Here is a 14,359-nt window from a genome sequence, read left to right on the forward strand (position 1 = left end):
TGGTGTTTGTGCAGGCTCAGGAGGCCTGCACCTTCGATGCGGACGCTTTGGCCGACCCGTTGTTCGAGTTTGGCAAATGGCGTGCGATCAGTACCCGGTACGCGCCGGCGCCCAGGCAGGCACCTACGATCGGCGCCACGATGGGAACGATGAAATAGGGAATCGTGCGGCCACCGGTGAAGGCTATTTCACCCCAGCCGGCGATGAACGTCATCAGCTTTGGACCGAAATCCCTGGCCGGGTTCATGGCAAAGCCGGTCAGCGGCCCCATGGCACTGCCGATCACGGCGATCAGCAAGCCCACCAGCAGGGGCGCCATGGCCCCGCGCGGAAGACCGTTGTGCTCGTCGCCCAGGGCCATGATCACCGCCATAAGGATGGCGGTGATGACCATCTCGACCAAAAAGGCCTGACCGATAGACAGCGCCGCATGGGGGTAGGTAGAGAAGATGCTCGCCGTTTCGAGGCTCGCTTGCGTGCCCCTGACGATGCCGTGGGTTTGTTCGTAATCGAAGAACAGGCTGCTGTAGAGGGTATAGACCAGTGCTGCGGAACAGAACGCGCCTGCCACCTGAGCCAGAATGTAGAACGGCAGCTTGCGTTTCTCGAAGCCGCCGAACAGGCACAGGGCGATGCTGACCGCAGGGTTCAGATGGGCACCGGACACGCCCGCCGTCAGGTAGATCGCCATGCTCACGCCGACGCCCCAGATGATGCTGATTTCCCACAGGCCGAGGCTGGCACCTGCGACCTTGAGCGCCGCGACGCAGCCGGTACCGAAGAAGATAAGCAGTGCGGTGCCGAGAAACTCGGCAGTGCACTGGCCCGACAGGGTCGGTTGTTGCTGTGCGGTCATCGTGTATTACCCCAATTGTTTTTTTTGTCTGACGCCGTTTTCGGCGCCTGGAATCTGTCGTCGTACGATCCCCATCGCACGTCGCAGTACAGCCTTCGAGCACATTGTACTATCGTGCCTATCTTCACAAACGAAAAAATATAGACAAGAAACGCCGCTGTCAAAGGTCGAAATCGAACGAGTTCGTTCATTGCCTGCGAACTTTTCCGCGCATTTCCGGCAAAGCCACGGTTGGCGTGGCTTGCCCGCCTGTGTCCTAATGCCGGGCATGTTTTTTATTTGTCTGGAGTCCCTGCATGACCCCCGCCCTGGACCTCTTGAAGAAGCACCGCGCCGAGCATCGAGTGCATGCCTATGAACATGATCCCAAGGCAGCTTCCTATGGACTCGAAGCGGTGGAAAAGCTCGGTCTGACCGCCGCGCGGGTGTTCAAGACCCTGCTGGCGGCGAGCGAAAGAAGCGAGCTGCTGGTGGCAGTGGTGCCGGTGACCGGCACCCTGGATCTCAAGGCGCTCGCGCATGCGGCCGGCGTGAAGAAATGCGAGATGGCAGATCCGCAGGCTGCGCAGCGAGCCACGGGGTATCTGCTGGGCGGGATCAGCCCGCTGGGGCAGAAGAAGCGCTTGCGGACCTTCATCGACCAAACCGCCGAGGCATTGCCCAGCATGTTCGTCAGCGCCGGCAGGCGCGGGCTGGAAGTCGAGCTGGCGCCGCAGCTGCTGGCCGAGCATACCCAGGGTAGCTTCGCCGATATCGGCCGCCCCTGATGCACCAAGGAAATTATTCATCGACTCGACGAGTCGAACGCCGATAGCCAGACGGCTTGGCCGCCACCCCTTTCCGCAACAGCGAGGATTGCCATGCAACTGGATTTCCATCAGGTCGATGCGTTTACCCAACAGCCTTTTGCTGGCAACCCGGCAATGGTCTACCGCCTCGACAGCTGGCTGGCCGACGAGCTGATGCAGAAGATCGCCGCCGAGCACAATCTGGCGGAGACCGCGTTTTTGGTTCGCGAAGTGCAGGGCTGGCACATCCGCTGGTTCACCCCGCGCACCGAGGTGCCCTTGTGTGGCCATGCCACCCTGGCCAGCGCCTACGTGCTGTTTCATGTCTATGGGGAGACAGCGTCGAGCCTGTCGTTCGCCAGCCGCTCGGGCAACCTTACCGTCAGCCGCGAGGGCGACCGGCTGTGGCTGGACTTCCCGGCGATGATGCCCGAGGAGCAGTTGGGTCTGACCCTGGAGGTTGAGCGTGCCTTGGGTTGCGAAGCGGTCGACGTAATGGCGGCGGCGTCGCTGTTCGTCCTGCTGGAGTCGGAGCAGGCGGTACGCCAGTGCCGCCCGAACATGGCGGCACTGGCACGCTTGCCCTGGCCTGGGGTGATCATTACCGCCCGGGGTGACCATCAGGACTTCGTTTCGCGCTACTTCGCACCTGCCATCGGCATCGACGAGGACGCGGTCACCGGCTCCACCCATTGCAGCCTCATCCCGTACTGGTCGAGGCGTCTGGTCAAGACCAGCCTCACTGCCTACCAGTGCTCGGCGCGGGGTGGCGAGCTGTTTTGCCGGATGGAAGGCGAACGAGTCAAGATCGGCGGCTACGCCACGTTGATCAGCAGCGGCCGGCTACTGCTCGGTGCCCAGCCCTGATTGCGCCGAAGCCAGTGTGCCGGCCTGGTCGTCGAGCAGCGCCATGAAGGCCCGCGCCGCATTCGACAGGGTCCGTTCGGTGTGCAGGATATAACCCAACTGGCGGCTCAGCTGCACACCGGGTAGCTGGAAGCGCGCCACTTGCTCGTCGAGCATGGTGCGCGGCAGCACACTCCACGCCAGGCCGATCGACACCATCATCTTGATGGTTTCCAGGTAGTTGGTGCTCATGGCGATGTTCGGGCTCAGGCCTTGCGCCTCGAACAGGCGGCTGACGATGTGGTGAGTGAAGGTATTGCCGCCCGGAAACACCGCCGGATGTTCGGCGATATCGCTCAGCTTTACCACCGCCTGCAGGGCCAGTGGATGTTCCGGGGCGGCGACGAAATCCAGCGGGTCATGCCACACCGGGACCGAGCGCACCAGGTGATGGGGCTCTGGCGCCAGGGTGATCACCGCCAGCTCCGCACGTCCGTGCAGGATCTCCTCATAGGCCACTTCCGAATCGAGAAACTGGATGTCCAGGGCGACCTTGGGGTACATCCGCGTGTAGGTGCGCAGCAGCGAGGGCAATCGGTGCAGACCGATGTGGTGGCTGGTGGCGAGGGTCAGGCGGCCCGTCACGTCGCCGCTCAGGTTGGTCAGGGCGCGGCGGGTGTCTTCCAGCACATCGAGAATCTGGTAGGCGCGGGGCAGCAGGGCCCGGCCGGCCTCGGTCAGATTGACTTCGCGGCCCAGGCGATCGAACAAACGCACGCCCAGCTGCGATTCCAGCCCGGCGATGCGTTTGCTGATCGCCGGCTGAGTCAGGTGCAGCCGATCCCCGGCCCTGGAAAAACTGCCCACTTCGGCGATGGCTATAAAGGCATTGAGACTGGCCAGGTCCATGCGCGAATTCCTTTTGGTTATCCAAAGTATGAAAATTATGAATTTGAGTTATTCAAGATAACCTCATAGCATCACCCCTACAAGCCAAGCGGTTATAGGCATAGAAAAGACAGCAAGACTGATGAGGAAACGTCTGATGGCCGGCAAAACGCTCTACGACAAGCTCTGGGATTCGCATTTGGTCAAGCAGCGCGACGATGGCTCGGCGCTGATCTACATCGACCGTCACATCATCCACGAAGTGACTTCGCCCCAGGCGTTCGAAGGCTTGCGCCTGGCCGGCCGCAAACCGTGGCGCATCGACGCCAACATTGCCACGCCCGACCACAACGTGCCGACTACCCCGGAACGCAAGGGCGGCATCGGCGCGATCGCCGACCAGGTGTCGCGTCTGCAGGTGCAGACCCTGGACGACAACTGCGACGAGTACGGCATCACCGAATTCAAGATGAACGACGTACGCCAGGGCATCGTCCATGTCATCGGCCCGGAGCAGGGCGCGACCTTGCCCGGCATGACCGTGGTCTGCGGCGATTCGCACACCTCGACCCACGGTGCCTTCGGTGCCCTGGCCCATGGCATCGGTACCTCGGAGGTCGAGCACGTGCTCGCCACGCAGTGCCTGGTGGCCAAGAAAATGAAGAACATGCAGGTGTTGGTCGAAGGTACCTTGCCGTTTGGCGTGACCGCCAAGGACATCGTGCTGGCCGTGATCGGCAAGATCGGCACCGCCGGCGGCAATGGCCATGCCATCGAGTTTGCCGGCAGCGCCATTCGCGACCTGTCGGTGGAAGGCCGCATGACCATCTGCAACATGTCGATCGAGGCCGGCGCCCGCGTGGGCCTGGTGGCTGCCGATGAAAAGACCGTCGCCTACGTCAAGGGTCGGCCGTTCGCGCCCAGCGGCGCCGATTGGGACAAGGCGGTGGAGTCGTGGAAAGGGCTGGTGTCCGACGCCGATGCCCACTTCGACACCGTGGTGCGCCTGGATGCCGCGCAGATCAGGCCGCAGGTCAGCTGGGGGACCTCGCCGGAAATGGTCCTGGCCGTTGACCAGAACGTGCCGGACCCGGCGCGCGAGTCGGATCTGGTCAAGCGCGGTTCCATCGAGCGCGCGCTGAAATACATGGGCCTGACCGCCAACCAGGCGATCACCGACATTCAGCTCGACCGCGTGTTCATCGGCTCGTGCACCAATTCACGCATCGAAGACTTGCGCGCCGCCGCAGTGATCGCCAAGGGCCGCAAGGTGGCCTCGACCATCAAGCAGGCCATCGTCGTGCCAGGCTCGGGCCTGGTCAAGGCGCAGGCAGAGCGCGAAGGCCTGGACAAGATTTTCCTCGAGGCGGGCTTCGAGTGGCGTGAGCCGGGCTGCTCCATGTGCCTGGCGATGAACCCGGACCGGCTGGAGTCGGGCGAGCACTGCGCATCGACCTCCAACCGCAACTTCGAAGGCCGCCAGGGCGCCGGTGGGCGTACCCATCTGGTCAGCCCGGCCATGGCCGCCGCCGCCGCCGTCGTCGGTCGTTTCGTCGACGTTCGTGAATTGATCCAGGGGGACGCAGCATGAAAGCCTTCACTCGACACACCGGCCTGGTCGCTCCGTTGGATCGTGCCAACGTCGACACCGACCAGATCATTCCCAAGCAGTTCTTGAAGTCGATCAAGCGCACCGGCTTTGGCCCGAACCTGTTCGACGAATGGCGCTACCTGGATGTCGGTCAGCCTTACCAGGACAATTCCAAGCGCCCGTTGAACAAGGATTTCGTCCTCAATCACGAGCGCTACCAAGGTGCCAGCGTGCTGCTGGCGCGGGAGAACTTCGGTTGCGGTTCCAGCCGCGAGCATGCGCCGTGGGCATTGGATGAGTATGGCTTTCGCGCCGTGATTGCGCCGAGCTATGCAGATATCTTCTTCAACAACAGCTTCAAGAACGGCTTGCTGCCGATCATCCTCAGTGATGAGCAAGTCGATGAGTTGTTCCAGGAAGTCGAGGCCGCGCCGGGTTACCAGTTGACCGTGGACCTGGCGACCCAGAGCGTGACCAGCCCGAGCGGCAAGGTCTACAGCTTCGAGATCGACGAGTTTCGCAAGCACTGCCTGTTGAATGGGTTGGACGATATCGGCTTGACCTTGCAGGACGGTGAGGCGATTGCGACGTTCGAGGCCAAGCATCGGGCCAGCCAGCCTTGGTTGTTTCGTGATTGATTGATGTAGGCAGGTTTGGCCTCTTCGCGGGCAGAGCCCGCTCCCACATGGGCGGCGAGTCCTCTACGCGCGAAGAGGCCCGCAAGGCCACCGAAAACCCAGGCACAAGGAAGCCCAGCCCATGACCCAGCACACCCAAGTCGTGCAGAAACAGTTCGGTGAACAGGCTTCGGCCTATCTGAGCAGCACCGTTCACGCCCAGGGCGCGGAATTTGCGCTGCTTCAGGCGGAGCTGGCGGGCCAGTCCCAGGCTCGGCTGTTGGACCTGGGGTGTGGCGCCGGCCACGTCAGTTTTCATTGCGCGCCACTGGTCAAGCAGGTGGTGGCCTATGATCTGTCGCAACGGATGCTCGACGTGGTCGCCAGCGCTGCCAGCGAGCGGGGGCTGGGCAATGTCAGCACCCAACTCGGCCCGGCCGAGCGGCTGCCGTTCGCCGACGCCGCCTTCGACTATGTGTTCAGCCGCTACTCGGCGCATCACTGGAGCGACCTCGGCCTGGCCCTGCGCGAAGTGCGCCGTGTGCTCAAACCCGGTGGCATGGCCTGCTTCATCGACGTGATGTCGCCGGGCAGCCCGCTGCTCGATACCCATCTGCAAAGTGTCGAAGTGCTGCGCGACACCAGCCATGTGCGCGACTACAGTGCCGGCGAATGGCTGAGCCAGGTCAATGAAGCGGGTCTGCAGGTACGCGGGCACACTCGCCAGCGCCTGCGCCTTGAATACGCCTCGTGGGTCGAGCGCATGCGCACGCCCGAGGTCATGCGCGCAGCCATCCGCGCCTTGCAGCAAGCCGTGGGCGCCGAGGTGCGCGAGTATTACCAGATCGACGACAATGGCTCGTTCAGTACCGACGTGCTGGTGTTGTGGGCCCAGCGTTGAGCATTCATTCACGGCCCGCCCGAGGGCATGCCGTATTACCGGAATTAACGAGGAACGCATGAGCAAGCAGATTCTGATTCTCCCAGGCGACGGCATCGGCCCGGAAATCATGGCCGAAGCGGTCAAGGTGCTGGAACTGGCCAACGCCAAGTTCCAGCTGGGCTTCGAACTGGCCCACGACGTGATCGGCGGCGCTGCCATCGACAAGCATGGCGTGCCGCTGGCCGACGAGACCCTGGCACGTGCCCGTGCCGCCGACGCGGTGCTGCTGGGCGCGGTGGGCGGGCCGAAATGGGACAAGATCGAGCGCGATATTCGCCCGGAACGCGGTCTGCTGAAGATTCGCTCGCAGTTGGGCCTGTTCGCCAACCTGCGTCCTGCCATTCTCTACCCGCAACTGGCCGATGCTTCCAGCCTGAAGCCGGAAATCGTTGCCGGGTTGGACATCCTCATCGTCCGTGAGCTGACCGGCGGCATCTACTTCGGCGCGCCGCGTGGTGTGCGCGAGCTGGAAGGCGGCGAGCGCCAGGCCTACGACACCCTGCCGTACAGCGAGAGCGAAATCCGCCGCATCGTGCGCGTCGGCTTTGACATGGCCCAGGTGCGCGGCAAGAAGCTGTGCTCGGTGGACAAGGCCAACGTATTGGCTTCCAGCCAGCTGTGGCGCGAAGTTGCCGAGGAGATCGGCAAGGATTATCCCGATGTCGAGCTGAGCCACATGTACGTCGACAACGCCGCGATGCAGTTGGTGCGCGCGCCGAAACAGTTCGACGTGATGGTCACCGACAACCTGTTCGGCGACATTCTTTCCGATGAGGCGTCGATGCTTACCGGCTCCATCGGCATGTTGCCTTCGGCCTCGCTGGACGCCCACAACAAGGGCATGTACGAGCCTTGCCACGGTTCGGCGCCGGACATCGCCGGGCAAGGCATCGCCAACCCGCTGGCGACCATTCTGTCGGTGTCGATGATGCTGCGTTACAGCTTCAACCAACACGATGCAGCCGCTGCCATCGAGCAGGCGGTCAGCCTGGTGCTGGACCAGGGCTTGCGCACCGGCGATATCTGGTCTGAGGGCACCACACGGGTCGGTACGCAGGAAATGGGCGATGCAGTAGTCGCCGCGCTGCGGAATCTGTAATCTCTTGGGCCCGCTGCGACTTTCCATCGACAGCAGCGGCCCACTTTTCAAGAAGGTGTAGTTGCGATGAAACGTGTAGGTCTGATCGGTTGGCGCGGTATGGTCGGTTCCGTGCTTATGCAGCGGATGCTGGAAGAGCAGGACTTCGATCTGATCGAGCCGGTGTTTTTCACCACTTCCAATGTCGGCGGCCAGGGCCCGGCGGTCGGCAAGGACATTGCCCCGCTCAAGGATGCCTACAGCATTGAAGAGCTGAAGACACTCGACGTGATTCTGACCTGCCAGGGTGGCGACTACACCAGCGAGGTATTCCCCAAGCTGCGCGAGGCCGGCTGGCAGGGTTACTGGATCGACGCGGCTTCCAGCCTGCGCATGCAGGATGACGCGGTGATCGTGCTCGACCCGGTCAACCGCCGGGTGATCGACCAGCAACTGGATGCCGGCACCAAGAACTACATCGGTGGCAACTGCACCGTGAGTCTGATGCTGATGGGCCTGGGCGGGCTGTTCGAGGCCGGGCTGGTGGAGTGGATGAGTGCCATGACCTACCAGGCGGCTTCGGGCGCCGGCGCACAGAACATGCGCGAGCTGATCAGGCAGATGGGCAGCACCCATGCCTCGGTTGCCGATGACCTGGCCAACCCGGCCAGCGCCATTCTGGACATCGATCGCAAGGTCGCCGAAGCCATGCGTGGCGAGGGTTACCCGACCGAGAACTTCGGTGTGCCACTGGCTGGCAGCCTGATCCCCTACATCGACAAGGAACTGCCGAATGGGCAGAGCCGTGAAGAGTGGAAAGCCCAGGCCGAGACGAACAAGATTCTGGGACGGTTCAAGAGCCCGATCCCGGTGGATGGTATCTGTGTGCGTATCGGTGCGATGCGCTGCCACAGCCAGGCGCTGACCATCAAGCTGAACAAGGACGTGCCGATGGCGGACATCGAAGGGCTGATCAGCCAGCACAACCCATGGGTCAAGCTGGTGCAGAACAGCCGCGAAGCGAGCATGCAGGAACTCACGCCTACACAGGTTACCGGCACGCTGAACATCCCGGTCGGGCGCCTGCGCAAGTTGAACATGGGCTCGCAGTACCTGGGCGCGTTTACCGTCGGCGACCAACTGCTGTGGGGCGCCGCCGAACCGCTGCGTCGCATGCTGCGGATCCTGCTGGAGCGTTGATTCCTCAAGCGTGACCGCATCCACCGCCGACGCGGCGTGCGCCGCTTCTACGGGGGGTTAGATCTCTGTAGCAGCGGCGCGAGCCGCGTCCGGGTCCAACGCGTTCGTCCAGGATTACCGCATCCACCGCCGACGCGGCTTGCGCCGCTGCTACGGGGGGTTGGATCTCTGTAGCAGCGGCGCGAGCCGCGTCCGGGTCCAACGCGTTCGTCCAGGATCACCGCATCCACCGCTGACGCGGCTTGCGCCGCTGCTACGGGGGGTTGGATCTCTGTCGCAGCGGCGCGAGCCGCGTCCGGGTCCAACGCGTTCGTCCAGGATTACCGCATCCACCGCCGACGCGGCTTGCGCCGCTGCTACAGGGGGTTGGATCTCTGTAGCAGCGGCGCGAGCCGCGTCCGGATCCAACGCGTTCTTTCAGGAATGCCGCACCCACCGCCGACGCGGCTTGCGCCGCTGCTACGGGGGTTGTGGTGGGGTGGTGTGCTTATTGGGTTGGGAAGGTTTCCAGCGCATGCTGCAGGCTGGCTTTCGACAATTCGCCGAGATGGCTGCCGAGCAGCTTTCCTTCGCTGCTGTAGAACAGCGTGGTCGGCAGCGCGACCGAACCCAGCGCGCGGCCCAGTTCGCCTTGGCTGTCGAATAGCACCTGAGTCAAATCCAGCCCCGTCGTCCCGGCGAAGCTCGCCACGATCTGCGCGGTTTCGCCATGGTTCACGAACAGAAAACGCACCTCAGGGTGAAGTTTCTGCATTTCCAGCAGCACCGGCATTTCTCGTCTGCAGGGCGGGCACCAGCTTGCCCAGAGGTTGACTACCATAGGCTTGCCGCCGTAGCTGCGCAGCGCTACGAGTTGGCCTGTGGCAGTGTGCAAGGTGACCTCGGGTAACTGAGAGTGTCGCGCCTGCTGATACCAGTGGCTGCCGACACTGGCGAGCGTCCAGAACAGCAGACCGCTGGCCAGGCTCCAGCCCAGCGTTCGGCGCATTGACGGGCGCCGCCAGGCACACACCAACGCCACCAGAGCACTCACCAGCAAGCCCGGCCACAGCAGGAAACCGCCATCGCGGATGTCGGGGATCTGCCAGAGATCCTGTTGATACTGCGCCCAGTAACGCAGCACGAAAGCCCCGCGCGCGACCACCAGGCACAGCAGGAACAGGCGAAATATCAGCGCTTCTGGATTGCTGCCAAACCCCTTGCGCGCCAGCTGCCAGCCCACGAGGCTGGCCAAGCCCAGCGCCAGCAATATCAGCAGGTGATGCAGGGAAAGGGCGAAAGGCCCTACGGCAAGGCTCAGCATGACAACAGATCCTGATGTAGTGATCCGACAAGTATGGCTGCCTCAAGGTTAACCGATGGTTAACCAGCTCCAGACCATTGTCACTGTGTGCACTCGATATCTCCCTGTAGGAGCGGTCCGTGGCCGCGAAAGGGCGGCGCGGTATATCAGACAGACCGCAGCGCCAGCTTCGCGGCCGATGACCGCTCCTACAGGGGGGCGCTGTTCAGCGCATTGTAGGAGCGGTCCGTGGCCGCGAAGGGCCAGTGCAGTTCGCACAGATGCACCGCAGTGCGTTTTTCGCGGCCAATGACCGCTCCTACCCTGTATCAGGGGCATAATGTTGTGTTAATCACGGCCCGTCACTGTGCGGCCTTTATTCTTCGAGCGCTGTCATGCACGTATTGCTTTGCGAAGACGACGACCTGATCGCCAGCGGCATCGTCGCCGGGCTCAATGCCCAGGGGCTGAACGTCGACCGGGTGGCCACCGCCTCGGCCGCGCAGGCCATGCTGCAGGCAGCCAGCTTCGATGTGCTGGTGCTGGATCTGGGCCTGCCCGACGAAGACGGCATCAAACTGCTCCACCGCCTGCGCCAGCGTGGGGTGGCTCTGCCGGTGCTGGTATTGACCGCCCGCGACAGCGTCAGCGACCGGGTCGCCGGGTTGCAGGCAGGCGCCGACGACTACCTGCTCAAACCCTTCGACCTGCGCGAACTGTGCGCGCGGCTGCACACCCTGCAGCGCCGCGTGGCTGGCCGCACCTTGAACATGATCGAACATGGCCCGCTGCAGCATGATCCCAGCACCCGGCAGACCTGGCTGGCCGGCCAGGCCATCGACCTGTCCCGCCGCGAACAGGCGCTGCTGTACGCCCTGCTGCAGAACCGCGGCCGCGTTCTCTCCGGCGAACAGCTCAAGGACAGCGTCTACGGCTTCAGTGACGAAGTGGAAAGCAATGCATTGAACGTGCACATTCACCACCTGCGCCGAAAGCTGGGTAACGGCATCGTCGAAACCGTCCGCGGGCTGGGCTACCGCCTGGGCCCGGCCCACACCGAACCAAAAGAGGCCCCATGAGCCTGCGTCTGCGTTTGAGCCTGATCCTCGGCGCGGCCTTCGTGGTCATCTGGGCACTCGCCGCCACCTGGATGTTCCGCGATCTGCGCAGCCAGATGATGTTCTCTCTGGACCAGCGTCTGGTGGCCTCGGCACGCATGGTCGCCGGCATGGTCGACCGTTTGCCGCAACCGCTTGCGACACAGGGCGAAGGCACCCGTTTCAGTGCCGACCAATGGAGCATTCCTGATGGCATCGCCTGCCAGATCAGCTCGTTGCGCGGCGAAATCCTTGCCCGCAGCCACAGCAATGCCGACCAGGTGCTGGACGATCAGCGCACCGGTTTTCACGATCAGGCCATCGATGGCGAGCACTGGCGCAGTTTCACCCTGGCCCGTGACGATGTGCGAATCACCACCGCCGACCGCGAACTGGAACGCGAAGCCTTGAACCGTTCGGTCATGCTGGCTGCCTCCGCGCCGGTGCTCATGGCCCTGCTCGGCAGCATCGCGATGCTCTGGCTGGGTATCGGCAAGGGCCTGGCGCCTCTCAACCGGATGTGCGAGGCGCTGCGCAAGCGCGATGTCGATGCCCTCGACCCGCTGGTGCTGAAGTCGCTGCCCAGCGAACTGCAGCCGTTGCTGGACACCCAGAACCAGCTGTTTCTGCGCATCGGTCGCACCCTCGAGCGCGAACGACAACTGACAGGCGATGCGGCGCATGAGTTGCGCAGCCCGCTGACCGCGATCAAGACCCACTTGCAGGTGGCCCGCATGACCACCGGCCTTGCCCATGAGCAGGCTCTGGCGCACGCCGAGGAAGGCGCCGACCGGCTGCAACGCACGCTCGAGCAGTTGCTGCTGCTGGCGCGAGTCGAGGGCAGTCTGTCGTTCGACGATGGCGCACCGTGCAGTGCCGAACACGTGGCGCGCCTGGCCATCGGCGATGCCAGTCAGACGGATCGTTGGCGGGTCGAGTTGCACATGCCGCCGCAGTTGCCGTCGATTGCGTTGGGCATGCCGTCGACCCTCGCGGTACAGGCGCTGCGCAACTTGATCGACAATGCCCTGCGGCACAGCCCCGACCGGGCGCCGGTCTGGCTGACACTGGCCACCGAGCCTGGCTGGGTCTGCTTCACGGTGCGCGACTTCGGCCCTGGCATCGGTGCCGAAGATTTGCAACACCTTACCCAGCGTTTCTGGCGCAGCCGCGCCAGTGCCGGTTGCGGGCTGGGCCTGGCGATCGTTCAGGCCATCGCCCAGCGTTGCGGGTGTAGCCTGGACTTCGACAGTGGCGAAGACGGCCTGCGCGCCATCTTCAGGATTCCGGTCCGGCCGGTGTGAGCGGCAGTGGCTCAGCGCGCCGAGAGCGCGCTGGCCAGTTGCTGCGGGTCATTGAAGGTCTTGATGTCCACCACTACGCCATCCTTGAGTTCCAACCACTGCACGGTTTCCCGATCACCGTTGTAGCGCGGCGCCACCCGGCCTTCTTCGTCCAGCAGGATGCGGTAGTTGAGTTTCTTCATGCCCGGGATGGCGATCCACTTGGCCACCGAAGGCATGTGCTCGATATCCGCGATGTAGGCCGCATGCCGTGATTCGAGAAAGTCCTTGGGCCGCTTCTCCATGGCAGTCCCCATCAACTGGGCGGCGTCCATGCTGCGTGCGACGATGATCAACTGGGTCTGGTCGCTGAGCGAGTAGGGTTGTTCGAATTGGTCGAGCAGGGTCCACGGACCCAGGCGTTCACCGATCTCCGTGGCCTGGGCAGTAAGAGACAGCAAGCTGAGAAGTAATGCGCAGCAGTATTTCATTGCGGCAAGGTCCTGGGACAGTGGGGTTTACATTAGAGCGGATCGGCCACGTGGGTACAAAGGTTTAGCGGCACCATGGGTGACTTTTTCCGTGCTGGTCGATCGAGCAAGGTGTTGCCTGCTCGCCGCGCCGTGGCACAATTGCGCATGTCCAGACCCCAATGCTCTCGCTGCCATCGCCCCCTTGCACAGTGCCTGTGCGCCCTGATCCCGAACCTGCCCAGCCATACGCGGGTGCTGATCCTGCAGCACCCCAGCGAGGTCGATCACGCCCTCAACACCGCGCGCCTGGCTGCGTTGGGCCTGCAGCAGTGCGAAATCAAAGTCGGCGAAATCTTCGAAGACCTGCCCCAGTGGCTGGCCCAGCCGGGATATCAGCCCTGCCTGCTGTTTCCCGGGGAACACAGCGAAGCATTGAGCGCCTACGAGCCCGCCGCCCAGCGCAGGCTGCTGGTGGTACCGGATGGTACCTGGCGCAAGGCACGCAAACTGCTGCACCTCAATCCGTTACTGGCCGCCTTGCCCAGGGTTCAGTTGGCAACCGCCGAGCCTTCGCGCTATCGCTTGCGCAAGGCACCCGGCCCCGGCGCATTATCGACCCTCGAAGCCATCACCCAGGCGCTGGAAGTGCTCGAATCACCGGCATCCTTTCAGGCTTTGCTCAAGCCCTTCGACGCGCTCATCGAAGGTCAGATCGCTGCCATGGGCGAAGAGGTCTATCGGCGCAACCATCAGCGCCATTGATGGATCGGCCAGCCGGCCTGTTCGGCATGCTCGCGCAGCACCGGGTCGGGGTTGACCGCATGAGGCGACGGTACTTCCAGCAGCATCGGCAGGTCGTTGCGTGAATCCGAATAGAAGCTTGCGCCTTGCAGGGTTTCACCCTCGTCGTGCATCCATTCGCGCAGGCGCTTGATCTTGCCCTCGCGGTAGGTCAGTACGCCCACCGTATTGCCACTGTAGGTGCCGTGCTTGAGCTCGAGCTCGATGGCCAGCACATCGTCGACGCCCAGCCGCGCCGCAATGGGCCCGACCAGGTGAATGCCCGAGGCGGAAATGATCAGGATGCGGTCACCGGCCGCGCGGTGGGCGGCGATGGTGCGGGTGGCGTCGCTGAAAATGATCGGCTCGATGAAATCTTCCACCCACGGCTCGACCAGGTGTTCGACCTCTTCCGGCGTGCGCCCGAGCATGGGCTCCAGGCTGAACGCCATGTAGTCTTCCATGGCCAGCCGACCCTCGTTGTAGGCCTGCATCAGCTCGTGGTCGCGGCGCATGAAGGACTCGGGATCGACCCAGCCGAGGCGACCCATCTGTTCGCTCCAGAGCGAAGCACAGTCGCCGTGGATCAGGGTTTCGTCGAGATCGAAAATCGCTAGAGCCATGTGGAACCTCCCGT

15 protein-coding genes are annotated in these 14,359 nt (G+C 63.4%); 10 read left to right on the plus strand and 5 right to left on the minus strand.

Going from position 1 to position 14,359, the window contains the following annotated elements; translation table 11 throughout:
• Nucleotides 1-16 precede the first annotated feature (16 nt).
• Nucleotides 17-856: an MIP/aquaporin family protein gene (locus tag IFU31_RS19060; protein WP_192104191.1), complete on the minus strand. Its 840-nt coding sequence runs from the start codon at nt 854-856 to the stop codon at nt 17-19.
• 296 nt (nt 857-1,152) lie between these two features.
• Here IFU31_RS19060 and ybaK point away from each other — a divergent pair, with 296 nt between their 5' ends.
• Nucleotides 1,153-1,623: a Cys-tRNA(Pro) deacylase gene (gene ybaK / locus IFU31_RS19065; protein ID WP_192104193.1), complete on the plus strand. Its 471-nt coding sequence runs from the start codon at nt 1,153-1,155 to the stop codon at nt 1,621-1,623.
• Nucleotides 1,624-1,716: 93 nt separating this feature from the next.
• Nucleotides 1,717-2,511 carry a PhzF family phenazine biosynthesis protein gene (locus IFU31_RS19070; protein ID WP_192104195.1) on the plus strand — a complete coding sequence of 265 codons (795 nt, stop codon included), beginning with the start codon at nt 1,717-1,719 and terminating at the stop codon, nt 2,509-2,511.
• Here the strand turns inward: IFU31_RS19070 and IFU31_RS19075 are convergent.
• Entirely contained in the window at nt 2,488-3,399 is a 912-nt protein-coding gene (locus IFU31_RS19075; RefSeq protein WP_122479214.1) for a LysR family transcriptional regulator, read from the minus strand. The two genes, IFU31_RS19070 and IFU31_RS19075, sit on opposite strands and share 24 nt — an antisense overlap.
• Nucleotides 3,400-3,535: 136 nt before the next feature.
• Here IFU31_RS19075 and leuC point away from each other — a divergent pair, with 136 nt between their 5' ends.
• The 5 genes from leuC to asd all read left to right on the plus strand — a co-directional run bounded on the left by leuC (nt 3,536) and on the right by asd (nt 8,807).
• The gene (leuC, locus tag IFU31_RS19080; protein WP_122479213.1) at nt 3,536-4,969 is read left to right on the plus strand and encodes a 3-isopropylmalate dehydratase large subunit; all 1,434 of its coding nucleotides are present in this window, start codon (nt 3,536-3,538) and stop codon (nt 4,967-4,969) included.
• On the plus strand, nt 4,966-5,607 hold the full coding sequence (gene leuD, locus IFU31_RS19085; RefSeq protein ID WP_122479212.1) for a 3-isopropylmalate dehydratase small subunit: 642 nt from the start codon (nt 4,966-4,968) through the stop codon (nt 5,605-5,607). Before leuC ends, leuD begins: the two co-directional genes overlap by 4 nt.
• Before the next feature lie 121 nt (nt 5,608-5,728).
• Nucleotides 5,729-6,487, plus strand: coding sequence for a class I SAM-dependent methyltransferase (locus tag IFU31_RS19090; RefSeq protein ID WP_192104197.1), 759 nt, complete (start codon nt 5,729-5,731; stop codon nt 6,485-6,487).
• A gap of 58 nt (nt 6,488-6,545) precedes the next feature.
• Nucleotides 6,546-7,628: a 3-isopropylmalate dehydrogenase gene (gene leuB / locus IFU31_RS19095; RefSeq protein ID WP_122479210.1), complete on the plus strand. Its 1,083-nt coding sequence runs from the start codon at nt 6,546-6,548 to the stop codon at nt 7,626-7,628.
• Nucleotides 7,629-7,694: 66 nt separating this feature from the next.
• Nucleotides 7,695-8,807: an aspartate-semialdehyde dehydrogenase gene (gene asd, locus IFU31_RS19100; RefSeq protein ID WP_122479209.1), complete on the plus strand. Its 1,113-nt coding sequence runs from the start codon at nt 7,695-7,697 to the stop codon at nt 8,805-8,807.
• A 487-nt stretch (nt 8,808-9,294) separates the two neighbouring features.
• Here the strand turns inward: asd and IFU31_RS19105 are convergent, their stop codons facing one another.
• Nucleotides 9,295-10,110 carry a TlpA disulfide reductase family protein gene (locus IFU31_RS19105; protein WP_192104199.1) on the minus strand — a complete coding sequence of 272 codons (816 nt, stop codon included), beginning with the start codon at nt 10,108-10,110 and terminating at the stop codon, nt 9,295-9,297.
• Nucleotides 10,111-10,484: 374 nt separating this feature from the next.
• Between IFU31_RS19105 and IFU31_RS19110 the strand changes: the two genes are divergently transcribed.
• Nucleotides 10,485-11,168 carry a response regulator gene (locus tag IFU31_RS19110; protein ID WP_122479207.1) on the plus strand — a complete coding sequence of 228 codons (684 nt, stop codon included), beginning with the start codon at nt 10,485-10,487 and terminating at the stop codon, nt 11,166-11,168.
• Entirely contained in the window at nt 11,165-12,490 is a 1,326-nt protein-coding gene (locus tag IFU31_RS19115; RefSeq protein WP_192104201.1) for an ATP-binding protein, read from the plus strand. Before IFU31_RS19110 ends, IFU31_RS19115 begins: the two co-directional genes overlap by 4 nt.
• A gap of 11 nt (nt 12,491-12,501) precedes the next feature.
• Here the strand turns inward: IFU31_RS19115 and IFU31_RS19120 are convergent, their stop codons facing one another.
• Entirely contained in the window at nt 12,502-12,960 is a 459-nt protein-coding gene (locus tag IFU31_RS19120) for an FAD/FMN-containing dehydrogenase (protein WP_122479205.1), read from the minus strand.
• Between the two features lie 147 nt (nt 12,961-13,107).
• Between IFU31_RS19120 and IFU31_RS19125 the strand changes: the two genes are divergently transcribed.
• A complete protein-coding gene (locus IFU31_RS19125) occupies nt 13,108-13,704 on the plus strand; it encodes a tRNA-uridine aminocarboxypropyltransferase (RefSeq protein WP_192104203.1) in 597 nt (198 codons plus the stop codon).
• Here IFU31_RS19125 and IFU31_RS19130 read toward each other — a convergent pair.
• Nucleotides 13,692-14,345 (minus strand): HAD family hydrolase, encoded by a 654-nt coding sequence (locus tag IFU31_RS19130; protein WP_192104205.1) that lies wholly within the window; start codon nt 14,343-14,345, stop codon nt 13,692-13,694. The genes IFU31_RS19125 and IFU31_RS19130 overlap by 13 nt on opposite strands.
• Between the last annotated feature and the right edge of the window lie 14 nt (nt 14,346-14,359).

It is taken from the genome of Pseudomonas sp. CFBP 13602, from assembly GCF_014842725.1.
Taxonomy (GTDB): domain Bacteria; phylum Pseudomonadota; class Gammaproteobacteria; order Pseudomonadales; family Pseudomonadaceae; genus Aquipseudomonas; species Aquipseudomonas baltica.

Bases quoted from the DNA above. Each gene is read 5' to 3' on its own strand.
- IFU31_RS19130 (WP_192104205.1), bottom strand. From the start codon at position 14,345: ATGGCTCTAGCGATTTTCGATCTCGACGAAACCCTGATCCACGGCGAC.
- leuC (WP_122479213.1), top strand. From the start codon at position 3,536: ATGGCCGGCAAAACGCTCTACGACAAGCTCTGGGATTCGCATTTGGTC.
- IFU31_RS19105 (WP_192104199.1), bottom strand. From the start codon at position 10,110: ATGCTGAGCCTTGCCGTAGGGCCTTTCGCCCTTTCCCTGCATCACCTG.
- IFU31_RS19120 (WP_122479205.1), bottom strand. From the start codon at position 12,960: ATGAAATACTGCTGCGCATTACTTCTCAGCTTGCTGTCTCTTACTGCC.
- IFU31_RS19125 (WP_192104203.1), top strand. From the start codon at position 13,108: ATGTCCAGACCCCAATGCTCTCGCTGCCATCGCCCCCTTGCACAGTGC.
- asd (WP_122479209.1), top strand. From the start codon at position 7,695: ATGAAACGTGTAGGTCTGATCGGTTGGCGCGGTATGGTCGGTTCCGTG.
- leuD (WP_122479212.1), top strand. From the start codon at position 4,966: ATGAAAGCCTTCACTCGACACACCGGCCTGGTCGCTCCGTTGGATCGT.
- IFU31_RS19110 (WP_122479207.1), top strand. From the start codon at position 10,485: ATGCACGTATTGCTTTGCGAAGACGACGACCTGATCGCCAGCGGCATC.
- IFU31_RS19070 (WP_192104195.1), top strand. From the start codon at position 1,717: ATGCAACTGGATTTCCATCAGGTCGATGCGTTTACCCAACAGCCTTTT.
- IFU31_RS19060 (WP_192104191.1), bottom strand. From the start codon at position 856: ATGACCGCACAGCAACAACCGACCCTGTCGGGCCAGTGCACTGCCGAG.
- ybaK (WP_192104193.1), top strand. From the start codon at position 1,153: ATGACCCCCGCCCTGGACCTCTTGAAGAAGCACCGCGCCGAGCATCGA.
- leuB (WP_122479210.1), top strand. From the start codon at position 6,546: ATGAGCAAGCAGATTCTGATTCTCCCAGGCGACGGCATCGGCCCGGAA.
- IFU31_RS19090 (WP_192104197.1), top strand. From the start codon at position 5,729: ATGACCCAGCACACCCAAGTCGTGCAGAAACAGTTCGGTGAACAGGCT.
- IFU31_RS19115 (WP_192104201.1), top strand. From the start codon at position 11,165: ATGAGCCTGCGTCTGCGTTTGAGCCTGATCCTCGGCGCGGCCTTCGTG.
- IFU31_RS19075 (WP_122479214.1), bottom strand. From the start codon at position 3,399: ATGGACCTGGCCAGTCTCAATGCCTTTATAGCCATCGCCGAAGTGGGC.